The organism is Chelativorans sp. AA-79, assembly GCF_029457495.1.
Lineage (GTDB): Bacteria > Pseudomonadota > Alphaproteobacteria > Rhizobiales > Rhizobiaceae > Chelativorans.
Map to the genome: position 1 here is coordinate 617,040 of NZ_CP120361.1, position 24,350 is coordinate 641,389.

The 24,350-nt window shown below is 65.4% G+C and carries 28 protein-coding genes and 1 other RNA gene; 20 read left to right on the forward strand and 9 right to left on the reverse strand.

Going from position 1 to position 24,350, the window contains the following annotated elements; all coding sequences use genetic code 11:
• The first annotated feature begins 2 nt into the window (after nt 1-2).
• The 5 genes from PVE73_RS03090 (at nt 3) to PVE73_RS03110 (ending at nt 5,315) form a co-directional block, all read left to right on the forward strand.
• Complete coding sequence (locus PVE73_RS03090) at nt 3-740, forward strand: uroporphyrinogen-III synthase (RefSeq protein ID WP_277365539.1); 738 nt, start codon at nt 3-5, stop codon at nt 738-740.
• Between the two features lie 50 nt (nt 741-790).
• Nucleotides 791-2,233: a phage tail protein gene (locus tag PVE73_RS03095; RefSeq protein ID WP_277365540.1), complete on the forward strand. Its 1,443-nt coding sequence runs from the start codon at nt 791-793 to the stop codon at nt 2,231-2,233.
• Between the two features lie 11 nt (nt 2,234-2,244).
• On the forward strand, nt 2,245-3,915 hold the full coding sequence (locus PVE73_RS03100; RefSeq protein WP_277365541.1) for a heme biosynthesis HemY N-terminal domain-containing protein: 1,671 nt from the start codon (nt 2,245-2,247) through the stop codon (nt 3,913-3,915).
• A 135-nt stretch (nt 3,916-4,050) separates the two neighbouring features.
• A complete protein-coding gene (locus PVE73_RS03105; RefSeq protein WP_277365542.1) occupies nt 4,051-4,521 on the forward strand; it encodes a TerB family tellurite resistance protein in 471 nt (156 codons plus the stop codon).
• A 23-nt stretch (nt 4,522-4,544) separates the two neighbouring features.
• A complete protein-coding gene (locus PVE73_RS03110; RefSeq protein ID WP_277365543.1) occupies nt 4,545-5,315 on the forward strand; it encodes a glutamine amidotransferase in 771 nt (256 codons plus the stop codon).
• Between the two features lie 4 nt (nt 5,316-5,319).
• Here the strand turns inward: PVE73_RS03110 and PVE73_RS03115 are convergent, their stop codons facing one another.
• Complete coding sequence (locus tag PVE73_RS03115) at nt 5,320-5,760, reverse strand: GNAT family N-acetyltransferase (RefSeq protein WP_277365544.1); 441 nt, start codon at nt 5,758-5,760, stop codon at nt 5,320-5,322.
• 166 nt (nt 5,761-5,926) lie between these two features.
• Here PVE73_RS03115 and ssrS point away from each other — a divergent pair.
• The 4 genes from ssrS (at nt 5,927) to PVE73_RS03135 (ending at nt 8,431) form a co-directional block, all read left to right on the forward strand.
• Nucleotides 5,927-6,083, forward strand: a non-coding RNA gene (ssrS, locus tag PVE73_RS03120) — 6S RNA.
• A gap of 94 nt (nt 6,084-6,177) precedes the next feature.
• Complete coding sequence (locus PVE73_RS03125; protein WP_277365545.1) at nt 6,178-6,765, forward strand: 5-formyltetrahydrofolate cyclo-ligase; 588 nt, start codon at nt 6,178-6,180, stop codon at nt 6,763-6,765.
• A gap of 10 nt (nt 6,766-6,775) precedes the next feature.
• Nucleotides 6,776-7,600, forward strand: a complete 825-nt coding sequence (locus PVE73_RS03130) for a TIGR00282 family metallophosphoesterase (RefSeq protein WP_277365546.1) — start codon at nt 6,776-6,778, stop codon at nt 7,598-7,600.
• A gap of 63 nt (nt 7,601-7,663) precedes the next feature.
• The gene (locus PVE73_RS03135; protein ID WP_277365547.1) at nt 7,664-8,431 is read left to right on the forward strand and encodes a TerC family protein; all 768 of its coding nucleotides are present in this window, start codon (nt 7,664-7,666) and stop codon (nt 8,429-8,431) included.
• Nucleotides 8,432-8,456: 25 nt separating this feature from the next.
• Here PVE73_RS03135 and PVE73_RS03140 read toward each other — a convergent pair whose 3' ends face one another.
• Entirely contained in the window at nt 8,457-9,254 is a 798-nt protein-coding gene (locus PVE73_RS03140) for an MBL fold metallo-hydrolase (protein ID WP_277365548.1), read from the reverse strand.
• Nucleotides 9,255-9,436: 182 nt separating this feature from the next.
• Here PVE73_RS03140 and PVE73_RS03145 point away from each other — a divergent pair, with 182 nt between their 5' ends.
• Together PVE73_RS03145 and PVE73_RS03150 are read left to right on the forward strand one after the other, a co-directional pair.
• On the forward strand, nt 9,437-10,186 hold the full coding sequence (locus PVE73_RS03145; RefSeq protein ID WP_277365549.1) for a YebC/PmpR family DNA-binding transcriptional regulator: 750 nt from the start codon (nt 9,437-9,439) through the stop codon (nt 10,184-10,186).
• A gap of 11 nt (nt 10,187-10,197) precedes the next feature.
• Entirely contained in the window at nt 10,198-10,482 is a 285-nt protein-coding gene (locus PVE73_RS03150) for a SelT/SelW/SelH family protein (RefSeq protein ID WP_277365550.1), read from the forward strand.
• A 156-nt stretch (nt 10,483-10,638) separates the two neighbouring features.
• Here the strand turns inward: PVE73_RS03150 and rpmE are convergent, their stop codons facing one another.
• A complete protein-coding gene (gene rpmE, locus PVE73_RS03155) occupies nt 10,639-10,860 on the reverse strand; it encodes a 50S ribosomal protein L31 (RefSeq protein WP_277365551.1) in 222 nt (73 codons plus the stop codon).
• Nucleotides 10,861-11,055: 195 nt separating this feature from the next.
• Here rpmE and PVE73_RS03160 point away from each other — a divergent pair, with 195 nt between their 5' ends.
• Entirely contained in the window at nt 11,056-12,861 is a 1,806-nt protein-coding gene (locus PVE73_RS03160; protein ID WP_277365552.1) for an ABC transporter transmembrane domain-containing protein, read from the forward strand.
• A gap of 85 nt (nt 12,862-12,946) precedes the next feature.
• On the opposite strand, the gene PVE73_RS03165 is transcribed toward PVE73_RS03160, so the two are convergent.
• Together PVE73_RS03165 and PVE73_RS03170 are read right to left on the reverse strand one after the other, a co-directional pair.
• On the reverse strand, nt 12,947-13,978 hold the full coding sequence (locus tag PVE73_RS03165) for a peptidoglycan -binding protein (protein WP_277365553.1): 1,032 nt from the start codon (nt 13,976-13,978) through the stop codon (nt 12,947-12,949).
• Nucleotides 13,978-14,994: a MotA/TolQ/ExbB proton channel family protein gene (locus PVE73_RS03170; RefSeq protein WP_277365554.1), complete on the reverse strand. Its 1,017-nt coding sequence runs from the start codon at nt 14,992-14,994 to the stop codon at nt 13,978-13,980. Before PVE73_RS03170 ends, PVE73_RS03165 begins: the two co-directional genes overlap by 1 nt.
• 160 nt (nt 14,995-15,154) lie before the next feature.
• Here PVE73_RS03170 and PVE73_RS03175 point away from each other — a divergent pair, with 160 nt between their 5' ends.
• Complete coding sequence (locus PVE73_RS03175) at nt 15,155-16,090, forward strand: NAD-dependent epimerase/dehydratase family protein (RefSeq protein ID WP_277365555.1); 936 nt, start codon at nt 15,155-15,157, stop codon at nt 16,088-16,090.
• Here PVE73_RS03175 and PVE73_RS03180 read toward each other — a convergent pair.
• The 4 genes from PVE73_RS03180 to PVE73_RS03195 all read right to left on the reverse strand — a co-directional run bounded on the left by PVE73_RS03180 (nt 16,062) and on the right by PVE73_RS03195 (nt 19,227).
• Nucleotides 16,062-16,856, reverse strand: a complete 795-nt coding sequence (locus tag PVE73_RS03180; protein WP_277365556.1) for an inositol monophosphatase family protein — start codon at nt 16,854-16,856, stop codon at nt 16,062-16,064. The genes PVE73_RS03175 and PVE73_RS03180 overlap by 29 nt on opposite strands.
• A 31-nt stretch (nt 16,857-16,887) precedes the next feature.
• Nucleotides 16,888-17,451, reverse strand: coding sequence for an elongation factor P (gene efp, locus PVE73_RS03185; RefSeq protein ID WP_277365557.1), 564 nt, complete (start codon nt 17,449-17,451; stop codon nt 16,888-16,890).
• 112 nt (nt 17,452-17,563) lie between these two features.
• Nucleotides 17,564-18,571 (reverse strand): tetratricopeptide repeat protein, encoded by a 1,008-nt coding sequence (locus tag PVE73_RS03190; RefSeq protein ID WP_277365558.1) that lies wholly within the window; start codon nt 18,569-18,571, stop codon nt 17,564-17,566.
• A complete protein-coding gene (locus PVE73_RS03195) occupies nt 18,568-19,227 on the reverse strand; it encodes a thiamine phosphate synthase (RefSeq protein ID WP_277365559.1) in 660 nt (219 codons plus the stop codon). The genes PVE73_RS03190 and PVE73_RS03195 overlap by 4 nt, the downstream gene beginning before the upstream one ends.
• A gap of 190 nt (nt 19,228-19,417) precedes the next feature.
• Here PVE73_RS03195 and PVE73_RS03200 point away from each other — a divergent pair, with 190 nt between their 5' ends.
• The 7 genes from PVE73_RS03200 to ybgC all read left to right on the forward strand — a co-directional run bounded on the left by PVE73_RS03200 (nt 19,418) and on the right by ybgC (nt 24,266).
• A complete protein-coding gene (locus PVE73_RS03200) occupies nt 19,418-20,191 on the forward strand; it encodes a sulfite exporter TauE/SafE family protein (RefSeq protein ID WP_277365560.1) in 774 nt (257 codons plus the stop codon).
• Between the two features lie 413 nt (nt 20,192-20,604).
• Nucleotides 20,605-21,135: a DUF1465 family protein gene (locus tag PVE73_RS03205; RefSeq protein WP_277365561.1), complete on the forward strand. Its 531-nt coding sequence runs from the start codon at nt 20,605-20,607 to the stop codon at nt 21,133-21,135.
• Nucleotides 21,136-21,225: 90 nt separating this feature from the next.
• Complete coding sequence (ruvC, locus tag PVE73_RS03210; protein ID WP_277365562.1) at nt 21,226-21,741, forward strand: crossover junction endodeoxyribonuclease RuvC; 516 nt, start codon at nt 21,226-21,228, stop codon at nt 21,739-21,741.
• Nucleotides 21,738-22,358, forward strand: coding sequence for a Holliday junction branch migration protein RuvA (gene ruvA / locus PVE73_RS03215; RefSeq protein WP_277365563.1), 621 nt, complete (start codon nt 21,738-21,740; stop codon nt 22,356-22,358). The genes ruvC and ruvA overlap by 4 nt, the downstream gene beginning before the upstream one ends.
• A gap of 66 nt (nt 22,359-22,424) precedes the next feature.
• Nucleotides 22,425-22,754 (forward strand): AbrB/MazE/SpoVT family DNA-binding domain-containing protein, encoded by a 330-nt coding sequence (locus PVE73_RS03220; protein ID WP_277365564.1) that lies wholly within the window; start codon nt 22,425-22,427, stop codon nt 22,752-22,754.
• The gene (gene ruvB, locus PVE73_RS03225; RefSeq protein ID WP_277365565.1) at nt 22,747-23,802 is read left to right on the forward strand and encodes a Holliday junction branch migration DNA helicase RuvB; all 1,056 of its coding nucleotides are present in this window, start codon (nt 22,747-22,749) and stop codon (nt 23,800-23,802) included. Before PVE73_RS03220 ends, ruvB begins: the two co-directional genes overlap by 8 nt.
• Entirely contained in the window at nt 23,799-24,266 is a 468-nt protein-coding gene (ybgC, locus tag PVE73_RS03230) for a tol-pal system-associated acyl-CoA thioesterase (protein ID WP_277365566.1), read from the forward strand. Before ruvB ends, ybgC begins: the two co-directional genes overlap by 4 nt.
• Nucleotides 24,267-24,350 lie beyond the last annotated feature (84 nt).

The window sequence follows — 24,350 nt, forward strand, 5'->3', positions numbered from 1 at the left end:
TCATGCGGCGGGTGCTCGTCACACGGCCGGAACCGGGCGCCTCGGAAACGGCGCCGGAACTCGTGGCCGCGGGCTTCGAGCCGGTGCTCCTCCCGCTCACGAAGATCGAGCCCTTGCAGACCGGCATCCTGCCGCAGGAAGAGTTCGGCGCGGTGGCGGTCACCAGCGCCAATGCGGTGCGCCACGCAACGCCGGCCCTGCTCCAGCGGATCGCGCATCTGCCGGCCTATGCCGTGGGCGAAGCGACTGGCCGCGCCGCCGGCGCGGCTGGGCTCTCGGTCAGGGATTCGCAGGCGGGCGATGCCGAACACCTGGCTGAACGCATCACGGGTACCCTGGAACCCGGCACCAGGGTTCTCCTCCTGTGTGGGCGTGTGCGCCGCGACACGCTGGAGCGGAGCTTGGCGCTGGCAGGGCTTCCCGTCACGATAGTCGAAACGTACGACACGATCCGGGTTCCGCTTCCGGCTGGAGTCGAGGAAACCCTTGGGGAGCGTCCGATCGACGTGGTGCTCGTCTATTCCGCTGTCGCGGCCGAGGTCTTGAACAGCCTGGAGCGGCGGTTCGCTGCTTCTTTTCGGCAGGCGGCCTACATCGCCATTTCCGACAGGGTGGCGGAAAAACTGCCGGCCAGGCACGCGAATGCGGTTCATGTGGCCCCGGAACCAACGCAAGAGGCGATGCTTACGATCTTAAAACGGCTGAGCGGGCGTCAACCTTTCTTCAGGCCGGATGTGTAGTAGGAATGTCACGGCGCACGAGCGCGGACCAGAAGCAACGGAGCTGTCAGATGGCCAAGACACCGAGGACACGCCACTCCAGGACGAGCCGGGAGCCGATGACGATCGACCTGGAAGCCGAATCGATCCGCCAGGCGCGCGAGGAGGAGGCCGCGTTCGGGGCCGCCGGCGAGCGGGCCGAGCAGCCCGGCGGCGAACCGGCCGTGAATCAGGTGGCAGAGGAGAAGGCGCCTTCCGCTGCCGGCAGCGAGTCCGACGCCGCCGGGGAAACCGAGACCGCAGGAGGCGAGCCGTCCGGTGGGGCGGACCAGGAAACCCGCGTCCAATCGGAGGATGTTGCGGAGGAGCTCCGTTACCGCCAGGACGAGACGAAGGCCGAGACCGGGCCGGCGGAGACGCCGGATAAAGCGGCAAGGCCCGTTCGCGGTGGCGGCGGCTTCGGCGGCGCGCTCGCCGGTGGCGTCCTTGGCGCGCTGATCGCGCTGGGCCTCGGCGGTGCCCTTCTGTGGACGGGGGTGATTCCTGCCATGCGCCAAGCCGCGCCCGACCCGGCAGTGCAGAATCTTCAGCAGGAGGTGGCCAGCCTGCAGGGAGAGCTTTCTCGATTGCGCGAGAATGCTTCCGCCGCGCCGACCGCGCAGGCGCTGGAACAGGCGTTGGCTGAGCCGCGGCAGCAGATCAGCGAATTGCGCGATACCGTTGCGGCGCTGCAATCGGCGCCGCCGGGCGAAAGCGGTGCCGCAGTGCAAAGGCTCGAGCAGCAGATCGCCGAACTCGAGCAGCGTCTCGCCTCCACGGCGGAGGCGGCCGGAAACGGCGACACTTCAGCGCTCAGCCAGCGCCTCGCCGATCTGGAAGGCCGCATAGCGCCTGCGGCACAGGCCGCGAGCACGGCACAGGAAACCAGTGCCGCCAATGCCCGGCGGCTCGACGAGCTGGCCGGTCAGGTATCGCAGCTCGGCGAACAGGTGGCCGAGGAAGACGAGGGGCCGCGGCTTGCTCTCATTGTCGCGGCATCCGCCCTGCGATCGGCGGTGGAGCGCGGCGAGCCCTTCGCCAGCGAGCTCGAAACCTATTCCGCGCTTGCGCCGAACGCCCCGGAGCTCGATCCCCTGAGGCCTTATGCCCAGACCGGCATCCCGAGCGAGGCGGAACTCGTTGGCGAGGTTCCGCAGGTGGCATCCCGCATCGCCGCCTCCGCGTCCGATCTGCCGCCTGATGCCGGTCTCGTCGACCGCCTGATGGCGAGCGCCCGCTCTGCCGTCACCGTTCGCCCGGTGGGCGAGGTGGAGGGTGACACGCCGGAGGCGATCGCGGCACGCATGGAGGCGGCCGTCAAGCGCGGCGACTACGCCCAGGCGCTGGCCGAATACGAAGCGCTGCCGCCGGATGCCAAGCAGGCGGCCGGAGATTTCGCCGAGAAGCTGCGCGCCCGGCAGGCGGCCGAAGAGGTTCTCGACAAGGCGCTTTCGAGCGCACTGAAGCCCGCGTAAGGACAGCGCCCATGTTCCGCATCCTCTTTTTCTTCGTCGTCGTCCTGCTGCTGGGGCTCGGCTTTGCCTGGCTCGCCGATCGGCCGGGCGAGCTCGCCATCACCTTTGCCGGCTACCGCTACGAGGTCACGCTGATGGTGGCGGCGGTACTCCTCGTGGCCACGGTCGCCGCCGTGATGATCCTGTGGTGGGTCATCCGCGGCATCTGGAACAGCCCCTACACAGTTGCGCGGTATTTCCGCGTGCGCCGGCGCGACCGGGGCTACCAGGCGCTTTCCACCGGTTTGATCGCGGCCGGTGCCGGCGACGGCGGGCTCGCCAGCCGCATGGGCAAGCAGGCGGCCAAGCACATCTCCTCGGACCAGGAGCCGCTCATCCATCTCCTCGATGCGCAGGCGGCGATGCTCGAAGGCAATCACGAGGCCGCCCGCGCGAAGTTCCAGGCCATGGCGGAGGATCCGGAGACGCGGCTTCTGGGTCTGCGCGGACTCTATCTCGAGGCCGAGCGGCTTGGAGAGCATGAAGCCGCCCGGCACTACGCCGCCGAGGCCGCGCAGAACGCGCCTCAGCTCGGCTGGGCGGTGAATGCCACGCTGGAAACGAAGTCCGAGCAGGGTGACTGGCAGGGCGCGCTCGCGCTGCTCGACAAGCAGAAGCCGGCGGGCAAGGAGGATCGCGAGGCGCATGCCAGGCGGCGCGCGGTGCTGCTGACGGCCCAGGCCATGGCGCAGCTCGACATGGAGCCGGCGGCGGCCAGGACCTTGGCGCTCGAAGCACACCGCCTGCAGCCGGACTTCGTGCCTGCTGCGGTCACGGCGGCGCGTGCGCTCTTCCGCCAGAACGACCTGCGCCGCGGCGCGAAGGTTCTGGAGACCGTATGGGCGAAATCGCCTCATCCGGAGGTGGCCGACGTCTATGTGCATGCGCGGCCGGGCGATTCCACGCACGACCGGTTGGCGCGGGCGAAGAAGCTGCGCCGGCTGAAGCCGAACAATGTCGAGTCCGAGCTGACCGTCGCGCGCGCGGCACTCGACGCGGGCGAGTTCAAGGAGGCGCGGACCGCGGCCGAAGCCGCCGTGCGCCTGGATGCGCGCGAAGGGGCTTTCCTGCTCCTCGCCGATATCGAGGAGGCGGAAACCGGCGATCAGGGCCGCGTCCGCCACTGGCTTGCGAAGGCCGTGCGCGCCCCCCGTGATCCCGCCTGGGTGGCCGATGGCTATGTATCGGAGCGCTGGGCGCCGGCTTCGCCGGTCACGGGGCGGCTCGATGCCTTCGAGTGGCGGGCGCCGATGGAGCGGCTCGGCCAACTGGTCGAAGGTGAGGAGGCCTTGCAGGCATTGCCTCCAGTCGAAGCCGCACCGGAAACATCCGCAGGTGACGAGGATGGCATGACCCTCGACGCCCAGCCGCTTGTGGCGGAGGAGGCGAGGGTTGCGGAACAACCCTCTCCTGCTTCGGAGACGGCTCCCCCGCCATCCGTGGATGAGGAGGAGAGGGAAGAGGAGGAGCCGGTCTCTCCCCCGCCGGCTCCGGCCAATGCCGAAAACGGAGCGAGGAAGACCGCCGAGAAGCCCCCTGCGGAAAAGCGGGAGGATGTCCGGCCACCCTTGCCCGACGATCCGGGTGTGGAACCGGACGAAGATGCCCGTGCGGACGAGGCGAACCGGTTCCGGCTCTTCTGAAGTGCAGGAGATCCGCGTACGGAACGGATCGTCCCAGCGATCATTTTTTCTTGAGCAGTGTTAGCAATTGCAAAAAAGCCGTTGTGGGCCTTCTTCCCAGCCTTCAACATAGAGGCATGATTCCGAAGGTTAGCCATGTTCGATCGCATCCTGTCGTTCCTCAAAGACCTGCCGGCCGGCGACAAGGCGTCCGGGCTCGAGGAGGATGATCCGCGGGTGGCGGCGGCCGCGCTGCTCATCCATGTGATGACGGCCGACGGTATTTGCAGCGAGGACGAGCGAGTGCGGCTGAAAAGCGCCTTGTCGCGCGCCTACAATGTGAGCGGGGCCGAGCTCAAGACGCTGATGAAGGCCGCCGAGGAGGCGGAGGCCGATGCGGTCGATCTCTATGCTTTCACGAGCGTGCTCAAGCGGAATCTCGACGAGGAGGCGAGAGCCGAGTTCGTGCGCCTCATGTGGGAGGTCGTGTTTTCGGATGGCGAACTGCATGAGCTCGAGGACAATCTGGTCTGGCGTGTCGCGGAACTCATCGGCGTCGATTCGCGCACGCGCGTGACGATGCGGCAAGAGGTGCGGGCCAAAGGCCGACGGGAAGGGGACGGGTAAGACCCGATATGGGCGAGCACGTCATGAAGAAGATCCTGGTCGTGCTGCATCAGGAAATGTCCAGCCCTGGCCGGGTCGGACAGCTTCTCGAAAAGACTGGCTTTACCTTGGATATCCGGCGGCCGCCGCTCGGTGATCCGCTTCCCGAAACGCTGGAGGATCATCATGGCGCCGTCATTTTCGGCGGTCCCATGAGCGCCAATGACCGCGACGATTTCGTGCGCCAGGAAACGGACTGGCTGGCGGTGCCACTCAGGGAGGAAAAACCCTTCCTCGGCATCTGCCTCGGCGCGCAGATGCTGGTGAAGCATCTCGGCGGACAGGTGAGAAGCCATGACGAAGGCCTCGTGGAGGTGGGCTGGTATCCGCTGCGGGCGACGGAAGAAGGGCGGCAACTCCTGCATTGGCCGGAGATGGTCTATCAGTTCCACCGCGAGGGGTTTTCCCTTCCTTCTGACGCGACGTTGCTTGCGACCGCCGAGCACTACCCCAACCAAGCCTTCCGCTACGGCAGGAATGCCTGGGGCATCCAGTTCCATGCGGAGCTGACTCGGGCGATGATGCAGCGCTGGGTCGTTCGCGGCGCACACCGTTTCGTACTGCCGGGCGCCCAGCCGGGACGGGACCATCTCGGCGGCCGGCTGATCTGGGACACGCATCTGAAGCAGTGGCTCGTGGCGTTTCTCGATCTCGTCTTCGGCGGCGGCACCGATGTCCGGGTGACCGCGGGCGCCGAGGCGGAAGCGCAAAGGCCGTTGGGGCGCGCGAAGGTCGGCCGGAGAGGGCTGGTGTGAGTCCCTACCGCTGATACTTGACGAAGGGCGTTGCGCGCGCAACGCGGTCATAGAGCTTCCGGGCGGTCTCGTTGAACTCCTGCGTCAGCCAGTAGGTCTGGGCCGCCTCGTTGCGATCGGCCTCTTCGTAGACCGCCTGGATCAGTGCGTGCCCGACGCCGCGTCCACGCATGGCCGGATCGGTGAACAGATCCTGCATGTAGCAGCGCGGGTTCCAGTCGGATGTGGAGAACACGAAAAAATAGTGCGCGAGCCCAACCACTTTGCCGTCGGTTTCGGCGGCGAAGCCGTGGGGCTCTCCGGCTCCTGCCATCAGCCGCTCCCACAGGCGCGTTGTTACACGCTCTTCGACCTCGCGCTCGTAGAAGGTGTTGTAGCCCTGCCAGAGCTCGGCCCACCGCCACCGGTCGGCGGGCAGAAAGCGGCGGATCATGATCTCGGGCATTGCTGTCTTCTCCTTTGATGGGGACGCAGGCTCGGTCAAAGCGCGGGGCGCTTGCAAGTGGCAGAAGAGCGGATCCGTTGCGCCTGACATGATGCGGCATCGAAAATCGGATTTCCCTTGCCTTCTGCCTCTGGCGCGGCAACCGTCTCCCGCTTATATTGACGAAGGCGGTCTGCGCCTCGCGACAGGAATTCAATTCCCCGGGGCCTTATCGATCCTCTAGGGAGCTGTCCCTGGCCTTGCCCGTGGGCTTGGCCACACGGCGCCCACCTACTTTGTAGGTTCCCGGGATCGGTCATTCCATCGGTTGTCGTGGATCGCCTCTCTTCCCGATGTCGCCCCCTTCTGCCATCTTGTCGCATCCCTCGCATCGCGGGCGGTTTCAAGCGGCTATCCTTCACTCGACGAAAGGCGACGATGACGGCCACGCCACGACAGATCAAGAGAACGCTACGCCAGCAGGCGCTCGCCTGCCGGGACGCCCTCGCCCCCCACTGGCGCATAGAGTCGTCGCTTCGCTTCGCCGAGATCGCGGATGAGATCGCGCCGCCGCCAGGTTCGGTCATCTCCGGCTTCTGGCCTATGCGGTCGGAAGTGGACGTGCGCCCGCTGATGTCCGCACTCCGGGAGCGCGGCGCCAGACTCTGTCTTCCGGCGATCCTCGACAAGGAGACCATCGTCTTTCGCGAGCTCATACGCGGGGCGCCCTTGATCGACATGGGGTTCGGTACGCTGGGACCGGACGAGAGCGCGCCCGAGCTGGAGCCGGATCTCATGCTGGTTCCGCTCGCCGCCTTCGATTGCAGGGGCCACCGCATCGGTTACGGCGCGGGATATTACGACCGCGCCATCCACCGGCTGCAGCAACAAGGCCGGTCGCCGCGTCTTGTCGGCATCGCCTTCGACTGCCAGGAGGTGGCGGAAGTGCCGAACGAGTGGCATGACATCGCCCTGCCGGAAATCCTGACCGAAAGCGGCTTGCGCCGGTTCGCCCCGCCCTTGTAAGAGCATGGGGATGCGCATTCTATTTCTTGGCGACATGGTCGGCCGCACGGGCCGCACAGCCGTCTGGGAGCGGCTGCCCGGCCTCATCTCGGACTTCAAGCTCGATTTCGTGGTGGTGAACGGCGAAAATGCCGCGGGCGGCTTCGGCATCACCGAGGAGATCTTCCGCAATACGCTGCAGGCCGGCGCGGATGTGGTGACCACCGGAAACCACGTCTGGGACCAGCGCGAGGCCCTGAGCTTCGCCCCGCGCGAGGAGCGGTTCCTGCGGCCCGCCAATTTCCCGAAGGGCACGCCGGGGAAGGGCTCCGGGCTCTATATGGCCCGGAACGGCGCGCGAGTCCTCGTCGCCAACATCATGGGGCGGGTCTTCATGCATCCCGAGCTGGACGATCCCTTCCGCGCGGCGGAAAACGAGCTTGCCGCCTGCCATCTCGGCGAGCAGGCGGATGCCGCGCTCATCGATTTCCATGCCGAAGCCACGTCCGAGAAGATGTGCTTCGGCCATTTCGTGGATGGGCGTGTCAGCGCCGTCATCGGCACCCACACCCATCAGCCCACGGCCGACCACCAGATCCTCAACGGCGGCACGGCCTACATCTCGGATGCGGGCATGTGCGGCGATTACGATTCCTCGCTCGGAATGGACAAGGAAGAGCCGCTCAACCGCTTCGTCGCCAAGGTGCCCAAGAACCGGTTCGAGGCCGCCAACGGCCCCGCCACCGTCTGCGGCGTCGGGCTGGAGGTCTCCGAGCGCACGGGCCTGGCCGAGAATATCGCGCCGCTGAGGCTCGGACCGCGGCTGGAAGAGACGGTTCCCGCCTTCTGGCGTTGACGGAACGGGGCTTCGCTCCTACCTCTGCGGAGCCCGCCTCAATCCACACAGGATCCCTCCCCGATGGAATGGTTGCTTTCGCACTTCGATTTCGTGTCCAGCCCGGAAGCCTGGGTTGCGCTCGTCACGCTGGTCACGCTCGAGATCGTCCTCGGCATCGACAACCTGATCTTCATCTCCATCCTGACCAACAAGCTGCCCAAGGAGATGCAGGCCCGCGCCCGCAGGCTCGGCATCGGTGCGGCGCTCGTGCTGAGGCTCGCCCTGCTCGGCACCATCTCCATCATCGTGCAGCTCACGACTCCGCTCTTCACGCTGTTCGGTCACGGCTTCTCCTGGCGCGACCTCATCCTCATCGCCGGCGGTCTCTTCCTGGTGTGGAAGGCGACGAAGGAGATCCACCATAGCGTCGACCCCGTCGACCCGAAGGAGAACATGGTGGGAAGCGTGGCGACGATGACCATGGGCTCCGCCATCACGCAGATACTGCTGCTCGATCTCGTCTTCTCGATCGACTCCATCATCACTGCCGTCGGAATGACCGATCACATCACCATCATGTTCATCGCCGTCATCTCCGCGGTGACTGTCATGCTGCTTGCAGCCGAGCCGCTGTCGCGCTTCATCGCCGCCAATCCCACGGTGGTGATGCTGGCGCTGGGCTTCCTGCTGATGATCGGCATGACGCTGATCGCCGACGGGTTCGGCTTCCATGTTCCCAAGGGCTACATCTACGCGGCCATGGGCTTCTCGGCGCTGGTGGAGGGGCTCAACATGATGGCGCGGCGCAAGCGCGCGCGGCAGAGGGCATCGGAGGATCATCCCCACTGAGGATGTGAGCCTCCCACGGGGAGGCTCACACGCCTTCGAGAACGATGATCGTCGGCCGCTGCGGAAAGCTGCCGAGAGAGACGAGCAGCGTCCGCCCTTCGTGGAACTGGACGTCGAAGTTCTCGCCCATCCGCGATGCGAAGGCACTGATGGGCGTAGAGAAGCGGTGCATCGGAAGAATGATCGAGGAGGAGAGCCTCCGTGCGATCTCGCTCATGCTCTCGATCGAAAGCGTGAGGCCGCCGTCGATAGGCACCATCACCACGTCGAGCCGGCCGATCGCGGCATAATGGGAATCGTCGAGTTCGTGATGCAGGTGGCCGAGATGGCCGATACAGAGCCCTGCCACCTCGAAAATGAAGATGGAATTGCCGTCCTTTCCCATCTCGCCGCCGCGGATATCCGTCGTCACGTTGCGGATATAGACATCGTCCACCATCAGCGAGTGCTTGACCGGCCCGCCGTCGGGGTTCCAGCCGGTGAGCACATATTCGATCGCCGGATCGGGGCTGAGCGTGTAATGCGAGCTGTGCGCCCGGTTCATGGTGACCACGCGCGGCGTGAAATTTGCGCCATACACGCCGGAGTAATCGGTGGCGATGGTCACGCCTGCCGGCGTTTCGATGATGTAGGTCGAATGGCCGGCATAGGTGATCGACACCTCCCCCTCCGCCGCCGCCAGCCGGAAACTTGCGAACTGGACATGGGGCAGGGTTTCGGCGATCGCCATGCAGGTGCTCGGCCGCTGCTCCTGGGCAGGCGCGGCCGCTATCGGCATCAACATCAGGGCGAGAAAGGAGGCAATCAGGCGGAAGGCGGGCATCGGCATCTCCCGGATCTCTACCGGGCCATGCTAACCCAGCCCGGGATCTTCCGCTACGGAAGGCAATCTCACCATTGCGTGAACCGGCAGAGCGCGCAAAAATAGCGGTTCTGGACGTTGTCGGCCATTTTCACTATAAGGCCGCCAATCCGTGAAATGTCAGGAATTCCAAAAGGAGCCCCATGGCCGGCCATTCCCAATTCAAGAACATCATGCACCGCAAGGGCCGCCAGGACGCGGCCAAATCGAAGATGTTCTCCAAGCTGGCGCGCGAGATCACCGTTGCCGCCAAAGCGGGCCTGCCCGACCCGGAGATGAACCCGCGCCTGCGCCTGGCGGTGCAGAACGCCAAGGCCCAGTCCATGCCCAAGGACAATATCGAGCGGGCCATCAAGAAGGCGTCCGGCGGAGAAGGGGAGAACTACGAGGAAGTGCGCTACGAAGGCTACGGGCCCGGCGGCATCGCCATCATCGTCGAGGCGCTCACCGACAACCGCAACCGCACCGCCTCCAATGTGCGCGCGGCCTTCACCAAGGCCGGCGGCGCACTTGGCGAGACGGGCTCGGTGTCCTTCATGTTCGACCGCGTGGGCGAGATCGTCTATCCCGCCGAGGCCGGCGACGCCGACAAGGTGATGGAGGCTGCCATCGAAGCGGGCGCGGACGACGTGCAGTCGGACGAGAACGGCCACGTCATCATCTGCGCCTTCGAGGATATCGGCGACGTGACCTCCGCGCTCGAGAGCACGCTGGGCGAGGCCGAATCGATCAAGACCATCTGGCGGCCGCAGACCTCCACCCCGGTGGACGAGGAGCGCGCGCAGTCGATCCTGAGGCTCATTTCCGTACTCGATGACGATGACGACGTGCAGAATGTCTACGCCAATTTCGAGGTGGACGACGCCACCATGGCGAAGCTCAGCGCGGCCTGAGGAAGACCACAATGTCCCACCGGGTGACGATCGCCTACTGCACGCAATGCCACTGGCTGCTCAGGGCAGGCTGGATGGCGCAGGAACTGCTCTCCACCTTCTCGGAGGAGTTGACAGAGGTGACGCTGAGGCCCGGCACGGGCGGCATTTTCGAGATCGACTGCGACGGCGACGTGATCTGGGAACGCAAACGCGACGGCGGCTTCCCCGATGCCGCCGAACTCAAGCGCCGCGTGCGCGACAGGATCGCGCCGGAGCGCGATCTCGGCCATGTGGAGCGGAAGCAGGCGGAGTAGCCGCACAGCCTCGATCCTATTTGCTTCGCCCGCTGAACGTGGATGGCGGGTGTAGACGTTTCGTTGCACCTGGTAGCAGAGTAACTTGTCTGTTTGTATAGACAAATAGACAAAGCCCGCCATTTCGGCGGGCTTTCATGAGTCCTGCGGGAGCTGTCAGATGCCCAGGCTCTCGTAGCGCTTCTTGAACTTGGACAGACGGCCGCCGCGGTCGATAAGCGTCTGCTGGCCGCCGGTCCAGGCCGGATGCGAATTGGAGTCGATGTCGAGGTTCAGCGTGTCGCCTTCCTTGCCCCAAGTCGAGCGCGTCTCATACTCGGTGCCGTCCGTCATGACGACCTTGATCATGTGATAGTCGGGATGGATGTCGGCTTTCATCGCTCTGTCCTGAATCTGTCTCTCATAGGGCCCTGCGCGGCTTTCGCTGCGGCATCTCGCCCTTGCTGAAAACTTGAAGCCGCGGCCAATGAAGGCTACGGCTTCGAAAAGGTTCGCGTGCCTATACATCAGGCGCTCAATCGATACAAGGCCGGCTGGGACGGAATCTCGAGACCGATCGCCGGAGGAAAGGCCATGGCATCCATACCCGCTGCGCAGGAAGGCAAATCGCGGCGCTCGCTCAAGCCGCTGCGGAGGCTTTTGCCTTATCTGCGCCGCTATCGCGGGCTCGCCCTCGGGGCGGGCTTTTTCCTGCTCGTCGCCGCCTTGGCGATGCTGGCGCTGCCCCAGGCCGTCCGCCGCGTGATAGATCACGGGTTTTCGGATGCGGACGCCGCCTTCGTCTCCCTCTATTTCTCCGCGCTCCTCCTGGTGGCGGCAATCCTCGCGGTCGCTTCCGCCTGCCGCTATTATTTCGTGATCACTTTGGGCGAGCGCATCGTGGCGGACCTGAGGCGCGACGTCTTCGCGCATGTCACGCGGCTCTCTCCATCCTTCTTCGACAAAGCTCAATCGGGTGAGATCGTCTCCAGGCTCACGGCGGACGCGACGCAGATCAAGTCGGGCATCGGTGCAACGGCCTCCCAGGCCGCCCGCAACACCGTGATGGGGCTTGGCGCCGTGGTCATGATGGTGGTGACGAGCCCCCGGCTGTCCGCTTTCGCCGTGGCTGCCATTCCCATTATCGTTCTGCCGCTCGTCGCCTTCGGCCGTTCCGTTCGCCAGCGCTCGCGCCGCGCGCAGGACACGCTTGCCGAGGCGACGGCCTTCGCCAGCGAGCAGATCGGCGCGGTGCGCGTGCTCCAGGCCTTCACCAACGAGGAGAGGGCGGCGGGACGGTTCGGCGCGGCCGTGGATGCCGCATTCGAGGCTGCCCGGACCTCCATCTTCGCTCGCGCGTTCCTGACCTTCTTCGTCATCCTCGGCGCATCTTTCGCCGTGGTGGCGGTGCTGTGGGTGGGATCGCAGGACGTGCTCGACAGAACCATGACGGCGGGCACGCTGGTTCAGTTCGTGCTCTATGCCGTGCTGGCGGCGGGCGCTCTCAGCGGCCTGTCGGAGGTGGGGGGCGAGCTCGCCCAGGCGGCCGGGGCGGCCGAGCGCATGGTGGAACTCCTCGAGGAAAAGCCGGCGATCGCAACGCCCACCGACCCGATCGGCCTGCCCGCGCCGGCGCGCGGCGCGGTCCGCTTCCGTGATGTGTGCTTCGCCTATCCCTCCCGTCCGGACCATTCGGCCCTGCACCAGCTTTCGTTCGAGGTCGTTCCGGGGGAAACCGTGGCCATTGTCGGCCCTTCCGGCGCCGGCAAGAGCACGATCTTCTCCCTGCTGCTGCGCTACTACGATCCCGACGAAGGCTCGGTGCTGATCGATGATTTGGACATTTCCCGCGCCGACCCGAGGGCAGTGCGCGAGCGCATCGCCATCGTGCCGCAGGACGTGACCGTCTTTTCCGCGAGCGCAGCCGAGAACATCGCCTTCGGCCGGCCGGGGGCGACGCGCGAGGAGGTGGAGGCGGCCGCCCGCGCGGCGCTTGCGCACGACTTCATCATGGCGCTGGAGAACGGCTACGACACGCAGGTGGGCGAGCGCGGCGTGATGCTTTCGGGCGGGCAGCGCCAGCGTCTCGCGATCGCCCGCGCCATCCTGCGCGACGCGCCCATCCTTCTGCTCGACGAGGCGACCTCGGCGCTCGATGCCGAAAGCGAGACCCTGGTCCAGAAAGCGCTCGAGCGGCTGATGCAGGGCCGCACGACGATCGTCATCGCGCATCGCCTCGCCACCATTCTCAAGGCCGATCGGATCCTCGTGCTCGAGGACGGCCGCGTGATCGAGGAAGGCGGGCACGCCGATCTCGTCGCGCGCGGCGGCGTCTATGCCAGGCTAGCAAGCCTGCAATTCGAAGCGGGCGCGGATGTGTTCAAGGGCGCGGCGGAGTAAAGCGAGTGGCAAACAGGAGACCTGGTGTACGAAACGATCTCCACACCATAACGGGGACGTTCGCGCTGCCGCTATTCGCCATTCCTCATCTCTCCGTCAGCTTCAGCTCGATGCGGCGATTGCGGGCGCGGGCTTCCGGCGTGTCCGCGGGATCGAGCGGCTGGTTCTCGCCGAAGCCCGCGGCCACGAGCCGCTCCGCCGGCACGCCGTGCTCGATCAGGAACTTCACCACGGCCACTGCGCGTGCGGCGGACAGTTCCCAGTTGTCGCGGTAACGGCCCGTGCCTGAAAGCGGGACGTCGTCGGTATGGCCGTCGACGCGCAGCACCCAGTTGATCTCCGGCGGGATCTCCTTCTGCAGTTCCAGGATCGCATCCGCGAGCTTCTCCATTTCCTCCTGGCCCGACGGGTTGATCTCCGTCGCGCCGGAGGCGAACAGCACCTCGGATTGGAACACGAAGCGGTCGCCCACGATGCGGATATCCTCGCGATCGGACAGGATCTCGCGCAAGCGACCGAAGAAATCGGACCGGTAGCGGTTCAGCTCCTGCACGCGCTGGGCGAGCGCCACGTTGAGGCGGCGGCCGAGATCGGCGATCTTGGCGTTGGATTCCCGGTCGCGCCGTTCGGAAACCTCCAGCGCATCCTCGAGTGCGGCGATCTGCTGCCGGAGCGCGGAGATCTGCTGGTTGAGGAGCTCCACTTGGGAAAGGGCGCGCTGGCTTATCTGCCGCTCCTCCTCCAATTCGCCCTGAAGCGTGCCGATGCGCTCGCTTGCGGCGGCTTCGCTGCCGGCGCCGCTCGAAAGAAGCTGCTGCAGGCGCGATTGCTCGGCCTCGGCTTCCGCAAGCGAAGCGCGCAGCGTCGCGACCTGATCCCGCGCGTCTTGCGTGTTGGCCTGCTCCAGGGCCAAAAGCTGCGTCAGTTCGTTGATCTGCGCGTTCAGGCGGTCCAGCGCCTCATCCCTGCCGCTGATCTCCCGGCTCAGGAAATACTGCATGACGACGAAGACGGAGAGCAGGAACATGATGGCGAGTAGCAGCGTCGACAGCGCGTCGACGAAGCCCGGCCAATAGTCGATTCCCCGCTCCCGGCGGCGGGCGCGCGCAAGCGGCATCAGCTGCTTTCCCGCTTCTTCAGCGACGTCGCGATCTTGTCCAGCGTTTCCCGCAGCGCCTTCTGATCGGCGGCCTGGGCCTCCACCCAATCCCGCATCATCTGCTGTTCCTGGCGCATGTTCTTCACCAGGCCCGAGATTCCCTCGGCGAGCGAGGCCATGGCAGCCGCCGTGCGGGGGTTGCTGCCCCCTGTCTCCTGCATCGCCCTGAGCTTCTCGGCCAGTTCACGCAGTTCTTCCGACGTGCCGTTGCGGGCACCCTCGCCGAGGTCGGAGCCGAGATCCGTCACCGTCGAGAGCCAGTTCTCCAGTTCCGTGTAGAAGCGGTTCTGCGCCCGCCCCGCCTGCAGGTCGAGGAAGCCGAGGATCAGCGAACCGGACAGGCCGAAGAGCGATGACGAGAAGGCCGTGCCCATGCCGCCCAAGGGTGCCGAAAGCCCTTCCTTGAGGGAGTTCAGGACGTCATTGGTATTGCCCGACCCCGGATCCAGCGACTGGATCGTATCGCCGATGGAGCCGATGGTCTGCAAAAGGCCCCAGAAGGTGCCGAGCAGGCCGAGGAAGACGAGAAGCCCGATAAGATAGCGCGAGATGTCGCGGCTTTCGTCGAGGCGCGTGGCGATGGAATCGAGGATCGAGCGCATGGAACTCGTCGAGAGCGCCATGGTGGAGGAGCGGCTGAGCAGGGCCTTCATGGGCGCCAGCAGAACCGGATCGGACGTTTCCGTGCCGGCAAGGAAGGAATTGACCCACCGCACCTCGCGGAAAAGCCGCACGACCTGCGCCAGGGCGAGCAGGATACCTACGCCGAGCACTCCCAGGATAAGTCCGTTCAGCCCGGGATTGCTCTGGAATGCCGCGGATATCTGGCGATAGAGGATCGCCGCAACGAAACCGGCGATCACCAGGAAGATCAGCATGGAATAGAGGAAAACCTGAGGGCTCGAGAGACGCCGCGGATCATATCCGTCATCGACGACGAGCCGCTCCGCCCCGAGCGATTTCAGCAAGGCCATTTCTCCCCTCGACTCCACTTCAGCTTGATACGGTGTTTGGCGGAGACTCTAAACGGAATTGTGACCAAATTGAAATATGTAACGCATGTCCTTCCTAATCCTCCGACGGTGAAGTTAGAGTAGACGAAGATTTCGGTGAGACCGGAAGGTATCCAGGCTCATGGCAAGAATACTCGTCACCGGCAGCACCGGTTTCATCGGCCGCCATCTCGTGCCCGCGCTTTCCATTCGCCGGCACGAGGTCGTGGAGGCGGGCCGGCGCCCAAGGCCGGATGCCCCGCGGTTCATAGCCGTGGGGGAAATCGGCCCCGCGACGGACTGGTCGCAGGCCCTGGCCGATGTCGATGCGGTCATCCACCTGGCGGGGCTCGCGCACCGCGAGGCGGCGGAGGCCGAGTTCTTCACGGTCAACGACGCCGGCACGCGCAGACTGGCGGAGGCGTGCCACAAGGCCGGCGTCAAGGTGTTGATGATCCTCAGCAGCATCGCGGCCCGCGAGGCGGAGCGTGACCCGCGAAGCTCCAACGCCTATGGGCGTTCCAAACTTGCCTCCGAAACCCATGCGCGCGGCTTCGCCGAAAGCGGCGGCGCGGGCATCATCCTGCGCCCGCCGCTGGTCTACGGACATGATGCACCGGGCAATTGGCAGAGGCTCCAGCGCCTCGCCGCCAGCACGACGCCGCTGCCCTTCGGCGCCGTCAGGAACCGTCGCTCGATGTGCTCGGTCGGCAACCTTTCTCACGCCATGGTGACTTCCGTGGAAGCGGCGCTCGGCGGAACCGGGGGCGGCACCTTCGAGGTCGCCGACCGCGAGGTGGTCTCGCTGGCGCAGATCCTCCGATGGCTGAGAGCCGGCATGGACATGCCGCACCGGCTGCTCCCCGTGCCGGTGAGCCTGATGCAGGCGGCAGCGCGCGTGGCAGGAAGGGAGAAGCTGAAGACGGCGCTGCTGGATGATCTGACGCTCGATCCTTCCGCCTTCATCCGCGTGTTCGCCTGGAGCCCGCCCGAGACGGCGGAAGAGGCCGTCAAACGTTCCGGGCAGCTCTACGCGGCGAATGCCGGGGTCAGGAATCAGGCTTCTGCAGGATCTTGAGAAGGCTGCGGTGGATCGCCTCGTTGCCCGCGACCACGGAACCGGTTCCGAATATGTCCTGCCCGCCCGTTCTGTCGGTGACGAAACCGCCGGCCTCACGCACCATCAGGATGCCCGCCGCCGTGTCCCAGGGCTGCAGCGCATCCTCCCAGAAACCGTCCATGCGGCCCGCCGCCACATAGGCGAGGTCCAGCGCGGCGGAGCCCATCCGGCGGATGCCGGAGCTCTCGGCCATCACATTGCGCAGGTCGACGAGCGCGCGCCCATGATGACCGCGGCCGAGATGGGGAATGCCCGTTCCGATGACGCAGTCGGGAAGGTCCCTGCGCGCCGCCACCCGCATGCGCCGGTCGTTGAGGAAGGCGCCGCCGCCGCGTTCGGCCGTGTAGAGCTCGTCCATGGCCGGATTGTAGATCACGGCTGCCACCAGGGTGCCCTGGCGCTCCAGCGCGACCGACACCGCGAAGATCGGGATGCCATGGAGGAAATTGGTGGTGCCGTCGAGCGGGTCCACCAGCCAGCGATGCTGGGGATCGTCCCCCTCCACCGCGCCGCTCTCCTCCATGAGGAAGGAATAGCCGGGCCGGACGCGCGAAAGCTCGGTGTAGAGTATCTGCTCTGCGCGCTTGTCTGCCTGGCTCACATAGTCGCCGGGCCCCTTGAGCGAGACCTGCAGGTTCTGCACCTCGCCGAAGTCGCGCGCGAGCGACCGTCCGGCCTTCATGGCGGCCTGGATCATGACATTGATGATGGCCGAGCGCGGCATGGGGAAATCCTGGGATAGAAGCTCCGCGCCGTCAGTCGGCGCGGCGCAGATAAGTGATCTCGTCCGTATCGACGACGATCTTCTCGCCGGCGGAGACGAAGGGCGGAACCATGACGCGGACGCCGTTTTCGAGCACCGCCGGCTTATAAGAGGAAGTCGCCGTCTGGCCCTTGATCACCGGGTCGGCCTCGGCCACCTCCAGGGTGACCTGCGGCGGCAGCGAGATGCCGATCGGCTTCTCTTCATAGAGCTCTACGGTCACCGTCATGCCGTCCTGCAGAAAGGCGGCGCGGTCGCCCACGAACTCCTTTTGAAGCTCGAGTTGCTCGTAGGTTTCCGAATCCATGAAGACCAGAGCCTCACCCTGTTCGTAGAGGAAGGTGAAGTCCTTCTGCTCCAGCCGCACCTTCTCCACGGTCTCGGCGGAGCGGAAGCGCTCGTTGAGCTTGGTGCCGTCGATCAGGTTCTTGAGCTCGACCTGGTTGTAAGCCCCGCCCTTGCCGGGCTTCACCGCATTCGTCTTCACCGCGACCCAGAGGCCGCCATTGTGCTCGATGACGTTTCCGGGGCGGATTTCGTTACCGTTGATCTTCATTCCTGCCGTCCTGATGTGGAGCCGCGCCATAGAGCCGGGCCGGCGCTTCAAGATCATAAAACGGGCATGGAAGCAAGGGCGGGGAGACCCGTGCCGCCCTGCCGTGTTTTCCTTACCGCAGCCGGTTGGCGCGCTCCGTTGCCTGCTCGATCTGCTCGTCGGTGAGCCCGGCCAGGAAATCCTCCATGTCCATATCGGTCAGGCCGGACCGGCGAGCGGTGATGTACCAGGAAGCGGCGAGGATCGAGTCGGGTTCCGTCCCGATGCCGGCCATGTACAGTTTCGCGACGCGGTTCTGCGCGGCGACATTGCCGCTTTCGGCGGCGCGGCTGAGCCAGGCGAAGCCCTCCTCGGGATCCTTCTCGCCGCCGCGGCCCTCTATCAGCCAAGTGCCGAGATCGAGCTGGGCCGTGTCGAAATTCTTCTGGGCGGCGCGGAGCAACCATCTTCGCGCGGCTGCGTCGTCCTTCGGCTTGCCGCCGAAGCCGTTGGCGTGGACCTGCGCCATTGCGTATTGCGCATCGGGCAAGCCGGCATTGGCGGCGCGCTCGTACCAGGCGACCGCTTCCTCTGCCTTCGCGCCGCTCTCCACCATCATCTGGGCGAGATTGAACTGGGCGAGCGGCTTGCCCGCCTCGGCGGCTTTCCGCATCAGCGTATAGGCCCTGTCGAAATCGTGCTCGACGAATTCGCCGTCGAGCAGCATGAGCGCATATTGCAGCTGCGCATCGGGATCGCCCTGCTCGGCGGCCTTGCCGTACCACTTGGCTGCCTCCTTCCCGTCCCGGTGCACGCCCAGGCCGCGTGCGTAGATCTCGGCGACCAAGGTTTGCGCCGCCGCGTCCCCCGCCTCCGCCCGCGGAAGGGCCAGCTTCACGGCCGTGAGGTAGTGGCCGCGCTGGTAGGCGCCGAAGGCCTCGTCCAGCACCTTGCCGAACCGGGCCGGGTCGAGCGCTCGAGGTGCGGGCCGGGCGGGATCCGAAGCGGATTCGGGTGCCGATGGCCGGCCGGCCTTCTGATCGGCAGGTTGCTGCGCGGCCGGTGTTTGGGCCACCGTTTCCCCGGACAGCGTGCAGACCAGCGCTGCAGAAAGCAGGGTGGTCGTGACGAGGTGCCTCATCGCTGTTCCTCCAGTACCGGCGCGTGCTCGTCGAGCAGCGCGTTGGCCTCCGCCACCTTGGCTGCGGAATCCAGCCCCTCCGCGAACACCGCATTCCCCAATGCAACGAACTCCGCGCCGGTCCGGGCCACATCCACCACCGAGGCGATGTCCGAACCGGCGAGCACGACGCAGGGGATCTGGATCATATCCGCCCACCATGCGCCGAGGGAGAGATTGCGCGGGTGGGGCTCGGGTTTGGTGTCATAGCCGAAGCGGCCGAAGAAGATATAGTCGGGCTGGGTCTCGCCGAGCTCCAGCGCGTCATCGCGGTTCTTCGCGCCACCGCAGCCCACCATCATTCGGCCCTGATGCCTGCGGATGGCATCCGCGAGCTCGGCCTTGGAACCCTCAACATGGATCCCGTCGGCCTGGATGCGCGCAGCGATGCGCGGCTCGCCTGCCACCACCGCGGCGACTCCACGCGCCTGGGCCAGGCGCGCCAGGCGCTCTGCGCGCGCCTGGAAGGCGCTTTCGTCGATGCCGTGGTCGGGAATGACGAGCGATGCGATGTCGCCGCCGCGAAGAGCGGCCTCGACCCGCCCTTCGTCATCGGCGCCGGGCTGAGGCACGATCAACACGATGCGGCAGCGGTTGGGCGTTGTTTCTTCGGTCATGTTTCCCTGCCGTGCGAAATCCCTGGGCGCCGAAAACTGACGGCGGTTTTTGGTGTGAATGGGGCATGGAGCCTCCGCAAGGCTGTAAACGAAGGGAAGGCGCAGCCACAAGAAGATTTCGAAATCATGCCCGCCCCCTCGCCAAGAGCAGGCAAACCGTTTATGCCGCAACGGCAAGCGACGTCCTCCCATGGCACCAATCCTCACCGACCCGATCTTCTATCTCGCCGCGATTCCTGCGGTCATCCTCGTCGGTCTTTCAAAAGGCGGGCTTGGTGGCGCGATGGCGCTGATCGGCGTGCCGTTGATGGCGCTGGTCGTCTCACCCGTGCAGGCGGCCGCCATCCTCCTGCCTATTCTCATTGTGATGGACATGGTTTCGCTTTGGGCCTGGCGCGGCTTCCATGACCGGCGGGTGCTCGCGATCATGTTGCCCGGCGCGATGCTCGGCATCGGCATCGGCTGGCTCACCGCGGCCGTGGTGACGGCGGACCATGTCCGCCTGATCGTCGGCATCGTCACGCTCCTCTTCTTCCTGCGCTGGGTGGCGGACAAGCTGAGGAAAAGTGAGCAAGCCGCCGGCCACAGCCCGGCGAAAGGTCTGTTCTGGGGCACCGTCTCGGGATTCACCAGCTTCGTCGCCCATGCGGGCGGGCCGCCATACCAGGTCTACGCTCTGCCACTGAAACAGGATCCGAAACTCTACACGGGAACGAGCGTCATCTTCTTCGCCATCGTGAACGCGGCAAAGCTCGTGCCCTATTTCGCGCTCGGCCAGTTCGACGCGACCAATCTCACCGCTTCGCTCATGCTCGTTCCGGTGGCGCCGCTCGCCACGCTCGCGGGTGCCTGGGTCGTCCGACGCATGCGCCCGGAGATCTTCTATCCTCTCATGTACGCCATGATCTTCGTCGTCTCTTTGAAGCTCATATATGACGGCGTGGCCGGCCTTTGGGGTTTGTGAGGGCGCTGGCCGGCTTCAGGCGCGCAGGCACTTTCGACGCCATCCACAGAAAAGTTTCAAAAGTCTCGGCGACAGGAATTGCCGCCCCGCTTGGATCCGCAAGCGCGGTTTTAGGAAAATTTTTCATGAAGGCGGCAGAGTTCATTAACTCTTCATTAAGCTTTACGCGCTTTTACTGTGCGTATCCAGTGATCTGGATTCTGACTGAGTGGCTGGAGCCATTCTGTTTGACGCCTCCCTGTTAACTCCTGAGAGCCGCTGTCCCGCGGCTCTTTTTTTGCTCCGCATTCCCTGTTAACCTTTCATTAAGGTAGGGGTTGCGTTTGGTTGTCACCCGGCGCATTTTCTGACCCACATCAAAATGCAAGATGCCCGGCTAAATCGGGCCGTACAGGGTTGTGAGGCGAGTAGGAATGGCTACCGTTCATACGGGGGGCGTCAATATGATCAAGCTGGCGGAAAGGCGCGTGTTCTCCCAATCGTTCAAGCCCCTCTACAATGAGGGAATGGGATTGGTCGAGGAAGCCGCCGAGTATCTGGATGGCGACGGTCGTGCTGCCGCGAAGACTCTCTCGCGGGTGGCCGCCGGGCTCTATGCTGCCGAATCCATGCGCCTTACCACGCGCCTCATGCAGCTCGCCTCCTGGCTGCTCCTCCAGCGCGCGGCCAATTCAGGCGAGATGACGCGTGAGCAGGTGGCGGCCGAGAAGGCGAAGGTGCGGCTCGATACCACTTCGCTCCAGGAGGAGGCGCCGGGCTGGAGCGAGCTGCCGGAGGCTTTCCGCAGTCTCGTGCGCCGCTCGCTCAGGCTCGAGGCTCTCGTCCGCCGCATGGACGAGGAGATCTACGGCACGGTCAAGAGCCGGGCGAAGGGCGAGTCCTTCGCCCACAACCCGGTCTCCGATCAGATAACGCTGCTTCAGACGGCTTTCGCGCGGGGCTAGCAGAGAAGGAACAGCGAACAGGAAGGCGAGCCGACACGGCGCTTCCATTCGCTGCTCGCTATTCTCTGTTCGCTTTTCTATCCTGCCGCGATGACAAGCACGATTCGCATCATCGGCATCGATCCGGGGCTGAGGCGTACCGGCTGGGCGGTCCTCGACACTCTGGGCAACTCGCTGCGCTTCGTCGGCGCGGGCACCGTGCGGTCGGACCACAAGGCCGACCTTGCCTCCCGCCTCTGCCAGCTTCATGACGGGCTCGCCGATGTTCTGCATCAGCATGTGCCGCACGAGGCGGCGGTGGAGGCCACCTTCGTCAACAAGGATGCGGTGGCGACGCTGAAGCTCGGCCAGGCGCGCGGCGTCGCCATGCTCGTGCCGGCCCGCGCGGGGCTGCGGGTCGCCGAATACGCGCCGAACGCTGTGAAGAAGGCGGTGATCGGCGTCGGCCATGGAGACAAGAAGCAGATCCACATGATGGTGAAAGTGCTGATGCCGAAGGCGCGGTTCGACAGCGACGATGCGGCGGACGCCATCGCGGTCGCCATCTGCCACGCGCATCACCGTCAGTCGATCACCGCGCGGCTTGCATTGGAAGCACAGCCATGATCGGCAAGCTGAAGGGTATCGTCGAGGAGATCGGCGAGGATCACTGCATCATCGATGTCGGCGGCGTCGGCTATGTCGCGCATTGTTCGGCCCGCACCCTGTCCTCTCTTGGCCGTGCGGGAGAAGCCGCGACGCTCTTCATCGAGACCTATGTCCGCGAGGACATGATCCGCCTCTACGGGTTCCAGAGCGCGCTCGAGCGCGAGTGGTTCCGGCTGCTCCAGAACAATGTGCAGGGCGTCGGCGCCAAGGTGGCGCTCGCCGTTCTCTCCACCCTCACGCCGGCCGAGCTCGCGAACGCCATCGCGCTTCGCGATATCGCGATGGTGGCGCGCGCGCCTGGCGTCGGCAAGAAGGTGGCCGAGCGCATCGTCACGGAACTTAAAAGCAAGGCACCGGCTTTCGCCGGCGAGGCGACGGGCACGATCGGCCTCAAGCAGGAACTCGGCGAGGGCGTGGCCTCGGCGCCGGTCTCCGATGCCGTTTCTGCGCTCGCCAATCTCGGCTACTCGCGCGACATCGCCGCCAATGCGGTGGCCGCCGCGCTGAAATCGGCAGGCGAGGGTGCGGATGCCGGCACGCTCATCCGGCTGGGTTTGAGGGAACTGGCGCGGTAAACCGCATGCTTGAAACAGGTGTTCCTTACTTTACCGTGAAGTGAGGAATTTGCGAAAGGTAAGGCCATGGGTATCCGGGCTGCCATCACTTCAAAGGGGCAAATCACGATCCCAAAGGAACTCCGTGACCGCTCCAACCCCCACCCGGGAGCTACGATCGGGTTTACCGGGGAAAACGGGAATGCCTGGGTGATGCCGCGCAATGCCAAGGCGGCTGCCCTGTTCAGTATTCTCGGCCCCTCATCCGCGAAGCTGAACGGCGAGGAAATTGATCGCGTGGCCATCGCGGATCATTTGAATTCTTCGTCGGGAGCCGACGCAGGCCGCGCCTATACCGTTATTTTGACCGCCGCGCCGCATTCGACGTTCCCGGCATGGAGTTCCTCACATGAGTGATGCGCACCGCATCATCTCCCCCGCCCAGCGCGGCGAGGATACGGACGCCACGATGCGGCCGCAGTCGCTGGACGATTTTGTCGGCCAGAAGACCGCGCGTGCCAATCTGAAGGTGTTCGTGGAGGCCGCACGCTCACGCGGTGAGGCGCTGGATCACGTGCTCTTCGTCGGCCCGCCGGGGCTCGGCAAGACCACGCTGGCGCAGATCATGGCGCGCGAGCTCGGCGTCAACTTCCGTTCCACGTCAGGCCCGGTCATCGCGAAGGCGGGCGATCTCGCAGCGCTTCTCACCAATCTCGAAGAGCGGGACGTGCTCTTCATCGACGAGATTCACCGGCTCAACCCGGCCGTCGAAGAGATCCTCTATCCCGCCATGGAGGATTACCAGCTCGACCTCATCATCGGCGAGGGGCCGGCCGCGCGCTCGGTCAAGATCGACCTCGCCAAGTTCACGCTGGTGGCGGCCACCACGCGCCTCGGCCTGCTCACCACGCCGCTGCGTGACCGCTTCGGCATCCCGGTCCGGCTCGAGTTCTACACGGTCGAGGAACTGCAGGCGATCGTCACGCGCGGCGCACGCATCCTGGGCCTGCCGCTCACGGAGGACGGTGCGGAGGAGATCGCCCGCCGCGCCCGCGGCACGCCGCGCATCGCCGGGCGCCTCCTGCGCCGCGTGCGCGATTTCTCCTCGGTGGCAGGCGCGGACCAGGTGACACGCGAGGTCGCGGATGCGGCACTGTCGCGGCTCGAAGTGGATGCGCTCGGGCTGGATCAGCTCGACCGGCGCTATCTCACGATGATCGTCGAGAATTTCGGCGGCGGTCCCGTCGGCATCGAGACGATCGCGGCAGGACTCTCGGAGCCGCGCGACGCGATCGAGGACATCATCGAGCCTTATCTGATCCAGCAGGGCTTCATCCAGCGCACCCCGCGCGGCCGGGTGCTGGCGGCAAAAGCCTGGAAGCATCTGGGCCTCAATCCGCCAAAGGAAATTTCCCAGGCGCAGATCAGCCTCTTCCAGGAAGAGGACCAAGCGCGACAACGATGACCGAAGCGGCACAAGATCAACTCACCGTCGGCATCAGCGGCGCACTGACGGAGACCGGCCACCGCCTGATGGCGCGGGTCTATTTCGCGGATACCGATTTCACCGGCGTCGTCTATCACGCGCGTTATCTGGAATTCCTGGAGCGTGGGCGCTCGGATTTCCTGCGCCTTTCCGGTGTGCACCATACGGAGCTTGCAGACGGCAAGCATGGCGAGCGGCTTTCCTGGGTCGTGCGGCGCATGGAAATCGATTTCCGCCAACCCGCCCGCATCGATGACATCGTCACGATCGAGACGCGCATCGAGGACATATCGGGCGCACGCATAAGAATGCACCAACGGCTCGCACGCGGGGCGGATCTCCTGGTGGAGGCCCGGGTGGAAGCCGCCGTCATCGGAGAGGGGGGCAGGCCACGGAGGTTCCCGAAGGAATGGGCCGCATTCTTCCTGCGCAGACCGGCCTGACGTCGTTGCGGGCGCGATCTTCGCGATTCAACGACCTTGGTAATACGGCGTTAACCATACGTCTTCATATGATGAAAGGCGCGA

Excerpts from the sequence above, each read along its gene's own strand:
- ruvC (WP_277365562.1), top strand. The coding sequence starts at position 21,226 with ATGACAAGCACGATTCGCATCATCGGCATCGATCCGGGGCTGAGGCGT.
- ybgC (WP_277365566.1), top strand. The coding sequence starts at position 23,799 with ATGACCGAAGCGGCACAAGATCAACTCACCGTCGGCATCAGCGGCGCA.
- PVE73_RS03195 (WP_277365559.1), bottom strand. The coding sequence starts at position 19,227 with ATGACCGAAGAAACAACGCCCAACCGCTGCCGCATCGTGTTGATCGTG.
- PVE73_RS03110 (WP_277365543.1), top strand. The coding sequence starts at position 4,545 with ATGAAGAAGATCCTGGTCGTGCTGCATCAGGAAATGTCCAGCCCTGGC.
- PVE73_RS03175 (WP_277365555.1), top strand. The coding sequence starts at position 15,155 with ATGGCAAGAATACTCGTCACCGGCAGCACCGGTTTCATCGGCCGCCAT.
- PVE73_RS03100 (WP_277365541.1), top strand. The coding sequence starts at position 2,245 with ATGTTCCGCATCCTCTTTTTCTTCGTCGTCGTCCTGCTGCTGGGGCTC.
- rpmE (WP_277365551.1), bottom strand. The coding sequence starts at position 10,860 with ATGAAAGCCGACATCCATCCCGACTATCACATGATCAAGGTCGTCATG.
- ruvA (WP_277365563.1), top strand. The coding sequence starts at position 21,738 with ATGATCGGCAAGCTGAAGGGTATCGTCGAGGAGATCGGCGAGGATCAC.
- PVE73_RS03200 (WP_277365560.1), top strand. The coding sequence starts at position 19,418 with ATGGCACCAATCCTCACCGACCCGATCTTCTATCTCGCCGCGATTCCT.
- PVE73_RS03090 (WP_277365539.1), top strand. The coding sequence starts at position 3 with ATGCGGCGGGTGCTCGTCACACGGCCGGAACCGGGCGCCTCGGAAACG.
- PVE73_RS03190 (WP_277365558.1), bottom strand. The coding sequence starts at position 18,571 with ATGAGGCACCTCGTCACGACCACCCTGCTTTCTGCAGCGCTGGTCTGC.
- PVE73_RS03135 (WP_277365547.1), top strand. The coding sequence starts at position 7,664 with ATGGAATGGTTGCTTTCGCACTTCGATTTCGTGTCCAGCCCGGAAGCC.
- efp (WP_277365557.1), bottom strand. The coding sequence starts at position 17,451 with ATGAAGATCAACGGTAACGAAATCCGCCCCGGAAACGTCATCGAGCAC.
- PVE73_RS03095 (WP_277365540.1), top strand. The coding sequence starts at position 791 with ATGGCCAAGACACCGAGGACACGCCACTCCAGGACGAGCCGGGAGCCG.
- PVE73_RS03160 (WP_277365552.1), top strand. The coding sequence starts at position 11,056 with ATGGCATCCATACCCGCTGCGCAGGAAGGCAAATCGCGGCGCTCGCTC.
- PVE73_RS03170 (WP_277365554.1), bottom strand. The coding sequence starts at position 14,994 with ATGGCCTTGCTGAAATCGCTCGGGGCGGAGCGGCTCGTCGTCGATGAC.
- PVE73_RS03205 (WP_277365561.1), top strand. The coding sequence starts at position 20,605 with ATGGCTACCGTTCATACGGGGGGCGTCAATATGATCAAGCTGGCGGAA.
- PVE73_RS03125 (WP_277365545.1), top strand. The coding sequence starts at position 6,178 with ATGACGGCCACGCCACGACAGATCAAGAGAACGCTACGCCAGCAGGCG.
- PVE73_RS03145 (WP_277365549.1), top strand. The coding sequence starts at position 9,437 with ATGGCCGGCCATTCCCAATTCAAGAACATCATGCACCGCAAGGGCCGC.
- PVE73_RS03150 (WP_277365550.1), top strand. The coding sequence starts at position 10,198 with ATGTCCCACCGGGTGACGATCGCCTACTGCACGCAATGCCACTGGCTG.
- PVE73_RS03220 (WP_277365564.1), top strand. The coding sequence starts at position 22,425 with ATGGGTATCCGGGCTGCCATCACTTCAAAGGGGCAAATCACGATCCCA.
- PVE73_RS03165 (WP_277365553.1), bottom strand. The coding sequence starts at position 13,978 with ATGCCGCTTGCGCGCGCCCGCCGCCGGGAGCGGGGAATCGACTATTGG.
- PVE73_RS03130 (WP_277365546.1), top strand. The coding sequence starts at position 6,776 with ATGCGCATTCTATTTCTTGGCGACATGGTCGGCCGCACGGGCCGCACA.
- ruvB (WP_277365565.1), top strand. The coding sequence starts at position 22,747 with ATGAGTGATGCGCACCGCATCATCTCCCCCGCCCAGCGCGGCGAGGAT.
- PVE73_RS03105 (WP_277365542.1), top strand. The coding sequence starts at position 4,051 with ATGTTCGATCGCATCCTGTCGTTCCTCAAAGACCTGCCGGCCGGCGAC.
- PVE73_RS03115 (WP_277365544.1), bottom strand. The coding sequence starts at position 5,760 with ATGCCCGAGATCATGATCCGCCGCTTTCTGCCCGCCGACCGGTGGCGG.
- PVE73_RS03180 (WP_277365556.1), bottom strand. The coding sequence starts at position 16,856 with ATGCCGCGCTCGGCCATCATCAATGTCATGATCCAGGCCGCCATGAAG.
- PVE73_RS03140 (WP_277365548.1), bottom strand. The coding sequence starts at position 9,254 with ATGCCCGCCTTCCGCCTGATTGCCTCCTTTCTCGCCCTGATGTTGATG.